The 10667-nt window shown below is 63.2% G+C and carries 10 protein-coding genes; all 10 read right to left on the bottom strand.

Annotated elements, in window-relative coordinates:
- Nucleotides 1-1112: hypothetical protein (locus K1X74_23020; protein MBX7169224.1), on the bottom strand; the 1112-nt coding region annotated here is incomplete at its 3' end.
- A 9-nt stretch (nt 1113-1121) separates the two neighbouring features.
- On the bottom strand, nt 1122-1445 hold the full coding sequence (locus K1X74_23015; protein MBX7169223.1) for a hypothetical protein: 324 nt from the start codon (nt 1443-1445) through the stop codon (nt 1122-1124).
- A 25-nt stretch (nt 1446-1470) separates the two neighbouring features.
- Complete coding sequence (locus tag K1X74_23010) at nt 1471-2079, bottom strand: hypothetical protein (GenBank protein ID MBX7169222.1); 609 nt, start codon at nt 2077-2079, stop codon at nt 1471-1473.
- A gap of 378 nt (nt 2080-2457) precedes the next feature.
- Nucleotides 2458-2997: a hypothetical protein gene (locus K1X74_23005; GenBank protein MBX7169221.1), complete on the bottom strand. Its 540-nt coding sequence runs from the start codon at nt 2995-2997 to the stop codon at nt 2458-2460.
- A 311-nt stretch (nt 2998-3308) separates the two neighbouring features.
- Nucleotides 3309-3542, bottom strand: coding sequence for a hypothetical protein (locus tag K1X74_23000; GenBank protein ID MBX7169220.1), 234 nt, complete (start codon nt 3540-3542; stop codon nt 3309-3311).
- 83 nt (nt 3543-3625) lie between these two features.
- On the bottom strand, nt 3626-4240 hold the full coding sequence (locus tag K1X74_22995; GenBank protein ID MBX7169219.1) for a hypothetical protein: 615 nt from the start codon (nt 4238-4240) through the stop codon (nt 3626-3628).
- The gene (locus tag K1X74_22990) at nt 4237-4602 is read right to left on the bottom strand and encodes a hypothetical protein (GenBank protein MBX7169218.1); all 366 of its coding nucleotides are present in this window, start codon (nt 4600-4602) and stop codon (nt 4237-4239) included. Before K1X74_22990 ends, K1X74_22995 begins: the two co-directional genes overlap by 4 nt.
- 192 nt (nt 4603-4794) lie before the next feature.
- The gene (locus tag K1X74_22985) at nt 4795-6099 is read right to left on the bottom strand and encodes a hypothetical protein (protein ID MBX7169217.1); all 1305 of its coding nucleotides are present in this window, start codon (nt 6097-6099) and stop codon (nt 4795-4797) included.
- Nucleotides 6100-6127: 28 nt separating this feature from the next.
- The gene (locus K1X74_22980) at nt 6128-7033 is read right to left on the bottom strand and encodes a hypothetical protein (GenBank protein MBX7169216.1); all 906 of its coding nucleotides are present in this window, start codon (nt 7031-7033) and stop codon (nt 6128-6130) included.
- Nucleotides 7033-10667, bottom strand: a 3635-nt coding sequence (locus K1X74_22975) for a hypothetical protein (protein ID MBX7169215.1), incomplete at its 5' end; no start/stop codon positions are given. The genes K1X74_22975 and K1X74_22980, both read right to left, overlap by 1 nt.

The following is a 10667-nucleotide window of genomic DNA, read 5'->3' as shown; positions in this document are numbered from 1 at the left end:
AATCCGTTGCTCGGACCATGGCAACCGAAGCAACTGAACGGCGTCCGCACGTCGGCGCTGCGCGGGTGCCCTTCCACGTCGCGCACGATGTTCGTCGGTGCCAACTCGACCCGCTTACCCTTGCCGTTGATCAGCAGGCAGGCGAGGCCTCCGCTCGGCAGCTGGGCCAGCAGTTCGCCGCCGTCAAATTTCGCCTCCCCGAAGATGAGAATCGGGGCGGCCTCGAGGAAATCCGTTTTTGAATAATCGGCGAGGTCGTACGTTGCCCCTGCCCAGCCTACCGGGCCGTCGATCATCTCGAGGAACCGCCCGTTGTTGCTCACCACCGACCCGCTCTTGGGATCGTCGTTGTTGCCCGCAACGATGGCCCCGTTGCGAAGGTCGATGCGCTGGGCTCGGAAAAACTCCTTGGTTTTGTCCAAACCGAAAGCCTTGTCCCAGTCCGCTTCATCCTTCGGGAAATCCACGAACTTGATGTCGGTCGATTCCCAGTACTCGATCCCGTACAAGCCCGCGGGCACGTTCGGAGTGATCCTCCCGTCCGGGTAGGCGAAGTCGCCGCCGGCATGCTGCACGTTACGCGCCACCTTGCGGCGCACTCCGGTGAATCGATCCTTGGCGAACAGCAAGTCGTAGTACGCCGGCGAACGCAGCGTCTCCTGCGTTTCCCGCATGAACCAGTCACCGCGGATCATGGTGATGACAGCCGTCTTGTCAGTGCCCCGGTAGCCGGCGATGCGCCGCAACCGATCGCCGAGGCTTACCGGAATCAGCGGAACGCGGGTGTACGGCTCGCGCAGGGCCACCGCTTCCCACGCTGGTCCGTTCCAGTTGTAATCCCGAAGGTCGAGGGCGAAGAGGCGGCCGTCGGTACCGGGCACCTCGCGCGGCGGCTCCGGTCGCTGGGCGAACGCGATCTGAGGCAGCCACCATTTCTGCCAGTGCTGGTACTTCGGCAGATCTACCTCGGGCACTGCGGCATACGAAAGGAACCTAGTGTAGTACCAGTCCTCCCAGGGTACGGACGCCTCGAGGTGGACGATCGCCGCCGCCGCGTGCGCCTCCGGCGTCGGTGCCACTCCCAAGCAACAGCATGCCAGCACAGCCCACATCCATGATCCTCACAGGTTGGGAAACACCTGGAAATACTGCCAGTCAGTCCCACCGTCGAATCCTCCGGGGATGCGCGCGTACGCCTGGGCGCACCACAATCCGACCTCGTCCAGATCGGTCGTGTTCGTCGTGTACCGCGCCTTACCGTCGTCGCCGTCGGTCGTGAGTTCTAGGTCCCGGGACTTTACTTCGCCGCTTGGGGCCCGGAGCTTGAGCGTCAGCACATCGGCCGTTCCGATCGGCACGGGCACCTCGAGGCTCTCGTCGTCCAGCTCGGTGAACTGCGGCTCGAATACGACGCCGCCTGCGTTCTTGTGGATACCGGATTCCATCTCACCCCTCCCCGATCGAGCATTTTCACGCGAGCCGGCGGGACACGCCGGCATGCCAACTCAATCTGCGCACTACCGTCGCCCTCCACCGGTAGTGCCCCTTGGGTTCCGTGCCGTTCGTCGCGTCGACCTCGGCGGGAAAGATCGTTGGCCCGCGCGACAGCAAACCTACCGCGACGATCGAGGTAGCCGACGGCTGGCCCAGCCGAGGTCGCGCCGGTCGAATGACGATCGGCGCCGCAGCTACGGCGGCGGAGGTCGCAGCTGAGACGATGAGGGCCTGGGCGGGGCGCACCACCGTTGCCGCTGCTGCCGTCGCCGCTGCTGAATGCCTCGGCACAATCGGCCGCGGGGCGCGGTGTAGCGGTGCCACGTCGACTCTTGAGGTTGCCGCGATCGCACCAGAATGCACGCCGGCGATCGGGCGCACGATCAGCCCCACAACCACGGACACGCCAATGCTCGCGGCTGGTACCAGGATTGCCGACGGCCGGCAGGTCAGGCCCACCGAGAGGGTGCCATCGGCTTGGGCGCCGGCGACGAATGCGGCAGGCCGGCGAATCACCAGGCTGGCGTTGGCGCTGGCCGCAGCCGACGCCGTCGGCGAAAGCGGCGTCGCCGGGTGGGCGATCATGCCCACATCGAGTACCGCGGCGGCACCAGCCGATGGCGCTTGCGACGCGCTGGAGCGCACCAGCATCCCCGCTTGCACGCCGGCGGTAGCCGAGGCCTCGGGCGCAGGACACCGTGGGGCCCGTACAAGGATCTCGGCTTGCACGGTGCCGTCAGCTGCTACTGTCGGCGCCACCACTACCAGCGGGGTTCGCGGCAGCAGGGGCCCGGCAACGGCAGAATCCGCAGACGCCGCCGGCGGAAGCATCGCGAAGGGGCGCACCAGCAGCGGCGCGGCAACCGTTGCGTCGATTGCATCCGAGTGCAGCTCGGGCCAAAGGGCCTGAGGCCACACACATGCCGGCCAAATTGTCTTGGGCCAACTCATACGAAACTCACATCACATGTAAACGATGCTCACGCCGGTGCGATTGCCGTCGGCGTCGTACGTCATGACGGAGAGATCGACTCCGCCCTGGGCGGAGATGGTGAACGTGCCGCCGGTCGCGCCCGAAGTTGGGCCGCCGCCACACGCAGCGAAAATCAACTGCAAGGCTGCGTAGAAGCTCACGCCGCCGAGCATGCCCGCGGTGCCGTTGACCTGTACGATGTTCGCGTCGTACATGGTCCTACCAACAAGCGTAGCCAAGGCCGTCAGCGCTGTTGTCATGTCACCTTGGCTTGCAAGGGTTGGGACGACGCCCCAGATCGCGGCCAGTCCGGCCAGTGCCGTCGTCATGTCGCCCTGAGACGCCAGCGTCGGCACGATGCCGGCAATGCCGTCCACGGAGGACTGCGACGCTAGCCCGCTCTGCAGCTCCGTCACCGCGGATGCGGCCAGGGCCCCAGACGTGATAGTGTCATCCGCGATGTCACCGACGTGGCAATCCATGCGGCCGCTGATCAGGTTGGTAGGCAACACGTTCACCACGTCCAACACGGTCCGCACCGAAGTGCCGTCCCAGCAATACTCTCGTAGCATGATGAGGGGGTCCCCCTCCGCTGGAGAGCCCCCCGCTTGGGAATAGTACGCCACCCATAGGAGCGACGCGCCCACATTAGGTAGGCTTCCTACATAGTATCCGCTGGAGCCTTGCTCGGTGAGAGCAACGGGGTAGCTCGAATAATTCCCAGAGGAATAGACCTCATAGCTGGAGCTGGAGCCGTTCCAGATCTGACCCGTAGGCATACGGATCAATGCATATACGGCGAGGCCAGACGCCGCAGCTACATGCAGTTCAGTTGCCATGCTCAGCTCCCCCCGGGAGTGACGCTGAAGCCGCCATTTTGGAGGGCTTGTTTGTTGCGAACAGCCTGGGCCTTTTCGTGGACAGCAGCCCGCATTTTGGCAAGCCAGGTGGCAAGCGTGATGCGCTCGACCTCCGGCCGCTGCGACGCGTCTGGCACCAACGTCGCGATGTCCGTTTTGAACGCGGCCAGGTCCGCTGCTGGAACCACCACGGTGAAACTTGCCGTCTCTTCCATGCTCTTGACTCCTGCAAGAAGGCCCTGGCCGGGAGATCCCCGACCAGGGCGGCGTAACGACTGGCCTGCCGGCCAGCCGACCTCTAGAACGCAACGATCCCTTGGGAATTCCAGGTGATCGTGATCGATCCGCTCGAGCCGGTGCCCAGGGGTGCGTCGCTCCAATCCAGGTGGATCAGCAGCGGGCTCGTCCCCGCGGTGCCCGTCGACTTGTAGACCACACCCTGGACGACTCCAGTTAGAGATGCCGAAGTCCAGGTGACGTCATCGGCGTCGAACACGGTCACGAACTCGCCGCACTCCGCCCAGGTCACCGAACCGTCGGTGACCGTCTGCCCGCTGACCGTCGGCCAGGTCGGGACCGAGCCGCCGGAAGTGCCGGCGACGATGCACCGATAAAGGTGCCCATTGCCCGACGCCGGTCGCACGATGGTGCCGAGGGTGTAGGCTGTCGAGTTGGCCCGGGTGGTCGCCCAGGAGTTTGCCGCGGTGGTTGTGAGCGTGACGCCGGTGAGGGCCTTGCCGCCGGCGGTGTAGCCGGTCCCTGACACCTCGTCGGCAAGATCGTCCGCGAAGTCATGAGCGTGCTTGTCGACGGTGTAGCCATCGCCCATCAACAGGAGCTTGAGCGTGTCGGCCGTGATGTCGGTCGGGCCGATGATTGACGCCAGGCCCTTGTCATAGAGTGTTGCAATCATGGTTCGTCCTTTCTTTGAATGGCTTTCGTCAGCTCTTCAATGAGCCGGCGCGTCGCTCTCGTCTCCTCCTGCAGGCTGACGTGCAGGGATCGGACCGCGCCGGCAAGTTCGGTCATCGACTTCGAAAACTCCCTAACGGTATCGGTCTGGGCCCGGCGCTCGGCCCTCAATTCTTCCTGAAACCATTGCTGGCTCGACAGTTGTTGATCTTGCATGGACAACAGCATCGACCTGGCCCAGGCAGCCGCCCCGACAAGCAGAGCACAGAGCACGCCGACGGTGCCAAGTTGCAGAATCACTTTTGCCGTTCCGCTCAGACCGGTGAGCGGCTCGGGTTTGTCGATCGCGGAATCACTTGACATTAGGGCCCTCCTTCGGGGTCCACTGGGGACATGCGTTGCAGTTGATCACTCCTCCATTTGGGGTCGAGGCAGCCGGAGTACACTCCCTCAACAACAGTCCGCAGCTGAAGACCTTCAGCTTGACTTGCTTGCCTCAGCACTCGGCGAGCCGCGTCTGCTCGCCCAAATGCGCGCACAGTAACGGCCTCATGGTCACGCCCCATAGTCGACACGGATTTCGACATTCCGCGATGCCGAGGCGAAGATCCATGTCACCGTGCCGTCAGTGATCGGACCTGGGAGCGTCCACGTGGGCTCGACCAGGCTCGACGTGCCGGCGGTCGTGACCTGCAGCAAATGGGTGCTCAAGCCAGTGCCGCGAATTTTCGTTCCTACGGCGTAGGCCGTATTGGCTTCCCAGACCCGAGCAAAGGAAGCCGCGTCCGTGACTCCCGAGGTAAATTCCACCGGCAAGTCGTCGTCCCAGTCCGGAGCTGGAGAGATCGCCGGAGCGGTGTTGATGAGCGTGGAATCCGAGACCCGTACGAGGGTTACTGATGCCTTCACTTCGGTAGTGGACAGATCTTCGTACAGGGCGCAGGTCAGTGTGAAGTCTCGCCCGCCGACGGTGAAGGTGCGTGTGTACTCCGGGATGGAGTCGTAGCCGTACAGTGTGGGACTGTGCTTGAGCAGTAGCAGCCTGGTACCCCCAAGCGTTCCGTCAACGTCGATGATGGTTACGGCGACCGCCTCCGGCACCGGCGAAATCAGGCCAAGGTATTGGAGCGACTCATCCAGGAGCACAATCTGAGGAACGTGCGTCACCCCTGTCAATCCGATGATCCGGAATCTTGTTTCCGCACAATCGGTCGACCCGGGGTGTGACGTAAACCCGGAAAAGTAGTTGGTGCAGTCAAGCGATACGTCGCCGTACACAGTCGAGCTGGTCGACACTTCCTTGAGGCTGGTGGCCCCAGTGTCGCAGTAAATTCCATAGGCGCCGTCTTGCGTGTACCAGCCGCTCCCCCTTGGGCCCGCGACATCGAAAATGAATGGCGCGTAACCGCCGAGGGGGTAGCTTCCAAGGGGAAAACTCGGCGTGAATAGCCACAACACCTCGGGGATGGCGTGCGACGTGTGCCCGCCGCAGGTAAAGGTCTGCGTCGGCGGGGCGTCCGGCTCCGGAGTGCAGCAGGCATCGAACACCACGAACACGGATCGCCCGTCGTCGCGCTCCCCCGATTGCCGCGCGGGGTACTTCACTTTCGTGCGGAGTACCGCGGTCGGGTTCGCCGGTCTCACCCAGACGTTGCCGGCGATCAGCCACGTGTTCGTCGGTGCGTCATGGAGCACTACCCGCCCTGGGTAATCCGAGCCATCCTTCGTGGTGCTCTTGAGCACGACGAATTGGATGTTCGCCGGCGAGAAAATCGTTTCGCCCTCGGCCTGCCCGGAACGCCTCTGCCCTTCGGCCCACAGCACGGCGTTCCGCGTCCTGCGAAAGGCTTGCGGCGTCATCCCTACAATCTGCTCTGCCATAGTGCACCTAAGGAATCGAAAGGTTGAACGCCAAGCCAGTCCAACTGACCGGGAGGTAGTGGCTAAAACTCAACTCGACTGGACTGGCGGCAGCGGCGAGACGGTTACCGGCGCCGTCGAGGTAGTATCCCTGCGGCCCCGGATTGCCGTTCGGGTCGACAATCGCGACCTGCCTGCCATCCACAAGCTTCCGGAAGCCGCTGTCGTAGAAGGTGTCCTCCCACCCGTCCTGCCGGTACTCGATCGTGTACACCACCGACCAATACCAGACACACGACTCATAGCGGAGTTCAGGAACTATCGAGAGCATCCTCAGCGTTTCCGCGGGGAATGTGTTCGCCAGGATCGTGAAGTCCGCTTCGTTGAGCGACTTCAGATACTGGTCAAGTTCGTTCTTCCAAATCCACGGGACGCTCTGTCCAGGGCCGGGGCGATTTTGGACGATGCGGATCACCCCGTTGTCGTCGTCGCGTTCACGCGGGACGGCGTCACCCGCCGAGTTTTTGATAGGATTGCCGTACGCTGTCTTATCTACGGCTCGACGAAATTGGTTTAGGTCGAAGCGTACATCGGCTAACCGGTTGAGCGGGTTGGGGTCCGCCGTCGGCGGTCGGTCTCCCCGCGTTGAATAGGTCGCCGTGAGCACCCATTTCTTCCCAGGAAGGCGATCGCGGGTTTGCAGGTCCAAACTGACGACGCGGTCGCAAGCGGCAGTGATTGAAAAGGGGTTGCCAATCCACGGCAATCCGCTACCACCTGCGGCGATCTCCGCAAAGATGTCCTCCTGCGTCACGGCTGCGGCCGAGGTCTCAAGATGGAACTTCGCCGTATAGGTACGATTGCCGTCCTTATCGATTTGGCCCGTGCGCTCGACCTGCTGGCAAGCTGCAATGATTGCTGGGGGGGCAGGCATTAGAAATCACCTCCTGCAACCGTTTCCTCTGTGCGCCGTCGGCGTGCATTGACGGCCAACTCGCGTAGGTAGGCAGCCATTTGCTCCTGCGTCTGGCGGCTCCGCTCCATAGCTTGGACCACCCGCTCTTGCGGATCGGTCGGCGAATTGAGCCCGGCCCGCTGTGCCGCCGCGGACCGGAGCCCCTCGACCGTTTGCGAACTCAGGACCTGCGTCGGCAGGCCGGGTTGCTGGCCCAGTGTGCGTTCGAAGTCCAGGAAGTGCCGGCCAATGGCCAAGTCGGCTTGGCTTCGCTGCAACTCGCCCAGTTGCACAAGCTCCTCAATTTTTTTCAGCTGGTCATCGAACGCAGCACCCGCGTCGGCCTGGCGGTTCGCCTGGATGATGCGGTTCGCTTCTCCGAGGAGGCGAATACGCTCTTCGTCCGCCTGCGCCCCCCGTTGCGCGGCTTGGAGTTGGCGGTCAACCTCATCGGCGATGCCACGTTCGATCAGGAGCCGCCTGTCCGCTTCGGCATTGATGCGGTTTTCGACATCAGCAAGGTTCTCTCCTGCCGCGAGCGCTTCCCTGCGAAGATCCACGACAATCTGCAGTCGGCGGGTCGTTGCCTGCAACGATGCCACCTGCCTGGTCGCCTCCTGCGTGGCAGCGTTCAACTCTGCCGCTGGGTTGGCAACCCGGAACGCCTCCCGAAGCTGCACGATCTCGGCTTGCGGTGCGTTGCGGCGCACCAAGGAATCGACCTGCTTTTGCTGTTCAAGCCTCCGCTGGATCTGCTCGAAGGAGAGACCTTGGCCGATGAGGATCGCCATCAACTCAGTGGACCGCTGCAACTCGTCGGCTTGCCGGCGAAACTCGGCAGTCGTGTTCTGGGCCTCGACCGTCGGTTGAGCGATTGCTCGAGCACGCGCGAAAGCTTGCAACCGCTCGGCCGCGCCAGCAGTCGCGCCAATGGCAGCCGCGTTGCGAAGCTGGAACTCGACAAGATCCTTGACCGCCTCAAGCTCTTGCTGAGTCGCGTTTACCCGCACTAGCCCCAATCGCTCGGCTTCCGATCGCAGCTGCGTGGTGAGTTGGATCTGCTCGGCGAGTGCCTCTAGTTGCTTCGCTACGGCCAACGCGCTGTCGGCCTGCTCGCGAACCGGCTCGATCAAGGGCGTCTGGCTCAACCGCTCGGCAAGGCGATCCGGACGGCGCAAGGTCGTGTTGCGGAAGAGATCCGGCGGCAGGCGGGTGCTGATGGCGGCGGCATTCGTAGCAGCGGGTTCTTGTTGCAACCTTCGTTGCCTCGCGATTTCCAGGGCAGCGAAAGCAGGAGTCGTAGCGATCAACCCGTTCCAGAATTGCGACTCCCCGCGTGGTTTGGAAATGTCGTCAAAGACTGCTTTGATCGCTCCCCCAATTTCCTTCAAGCCTGGAATGACCGTTGCGATTTCGGAAACGATCCCTGGGATTTTCCCTGCGAGAGAATCGAAGAATCCCGATACCTCATCGGCTATGTTCGATATCGCGTCGCCCACCAGCCGAAGCAAAGCGGTGAAATCTTTAAATGCGTCCGTGTCAGCGATCGCCCCTAAAAGCTTGACGACGTGCACCATCGACGGCAGAAGCAAGAAAATGGCCTTTCCGACCGCGTAGAGAGTCTGATAGAAAGCGGTCCACCCGCGAACACCGATCGCGACCACGGCAAACAATTCGCTGACCACAGAAATTGTCCGGCCCAGGCCGCTCAAGAGATCGCCGATCACCGTCCCTCCGAGGCGGTAGGCTTCGTTGAACGCCTGGCTAAGCTTCCCGGAATTCTCTATCACTGGTGCAAAAGCCACCGCAGTGCGAACCTGGACTCCCTGACTGACTGCTGCCCGTTGAGCCGCGGCGATCTGGCCAGCTCGAGCAGCGGACTTGACTCGCTCCGCATCAGTCGCGGAAATCACGCCGGCGAATCGCCGGTACTCCGCGGCGGCCTCTTGGAAACCTGCAGACCCTCGGCGGAACACCCCCTGCAGGTCGGCCCATCCGCGGCCAAAGATCTCATTCGCGAAATGAGCCTGCAGGGCTCGATCACCCAGGCCGTTGAGCGCGTCGCCGACTTGGCCGAGGGCCTCGGGTAGAGGCGTCCGGGCGAGTTGCTCGGCGTCGAGTCCGAGGCGCCGCAGGCTTTGAGCCTGCGCTCCATTCGGGTCCAGCTTGACGTCTCCGAGGAACTTCGCGAAGCGATTCAGGGAGGGGCCGACTTCGTTGATGTCCGCGCTGGCGCGGGCGAATGCATGCCCAACTTCAAGGGACCGCTGGCCCGCGACGCCCAGGGCCTGAGCTTGTTTCAGCAGCCCCAAAGTGTTCGCGAAGGCGCTCTGGACGTAGTTGTTCAGGAGTGTTGCCGCTGCGGCCACCGCAAGAACCGCCAGAGCGATTTGCCCAATTACCGGAATGCTGGCGCCCAACGCCGTCAGGCCAGCACTGAGGCCGGCAACGGCCTGGCTGGCACCAGCGGCGCCCGCCTCCAAAGCTGCTGGCAGGCCTCCCGTCGCGAACGCTGCTGCTGCGTCTTTGCCGATCTGGCCCAGAGCGTCTTTTGCCAGGCCCTTGGCGAATGCCAAGGTGCCCTTGATGACGTCGCCAATTGCTCCGGAGATGTCGCCGGAGAACAGCTTGTCGAGGGCGCCGCCGAAAACATCCTTGAGGTCGCGCACCGCTTTTTCGGCAGCGTCGCGGACATTCAGGGCGAGCTTCACTTCGGGGAGTTTGAGCCCGCCGACCTTGCCGAGCGTCGCCTCCAATTCACTGAACCCGGCGCCGAGGAGTTTTTGGGCGACGTCTTCGCGAAGGCGAACGTCATCGATCTTGCGCAAGCCGTCGAAAATTTGCTGCAAGGATTGGTCGATACGCAGGTTCGCCAAGGTGCTTGCCTGCAGGCCGATGGCTTCCAAACTTTTCGCGGCAGGGCTGAAGGGGTTTTGTTTGGCTGCGGCGAGCGACGCCAGTAGCTGAGTGAGGCCATCATGGACAACCTTTTCTTCGGTGCCCAACAGGCCCAATGATTCGCGGAATTGGGCAGCTTGACGGATGAGGCCTTCGAAAGGGCGAATCGAGGCGAAGCCCGCGGCCTTCTCAATCGCGAGCCTCATTTCGTCGGCCGCGTTGATGACCACGCTTCCAGCGTTCCCCGACAGTGCCGGCGTGATTGGCAGCGTTACGGGCGTTGCCTTGATCGCTTGCTGCACGTCGCTGGACGCCTTGGCCAGGCCCGCAATGTCGACCGCCGGCACGACGGGAAGCGGAATCCGTTGCGACTTCGCTGCCTGCTCGACCTGGCTGGCAGTCTTCAGCAGCTGAGGTTCGACCGTCGGCACCGGGGCCGCAGCGACCGCTTGCTTGCCCGCATAACCCAGGGCCCGGGCAGCCTCGGCCGCAACAAGCGTCGGCGGCAGGGCGAAGGGCACGGAGATTGCTGCCGCCGTCAGGATCGCTTTTTTCCAGCCGGCGCCGTAGCGTTCGCCCAATTTGTCCAGGCCGGCGCCGATGAACTCGGCCGACTTGTCGAGCGCGAACTTGATCGGCTTCGGCGTGAAATTGTTGTAGGCTGCCCCGAGCGAGGCCGTGGTAGCCTCTTTGGCGGTCCGGATCGAGTCGAGCA

Source organism: Pirellulales bacterium (assembly GCA_019694435.1).
GTDB lineage: Bacteria > Planctomycetota > Planctomycetia > Pirellulales > JAEUIK01 > JAIBBZ01.
This window is presented reverse-complemented; position numbering and strand designations above follow the sequence as displayed.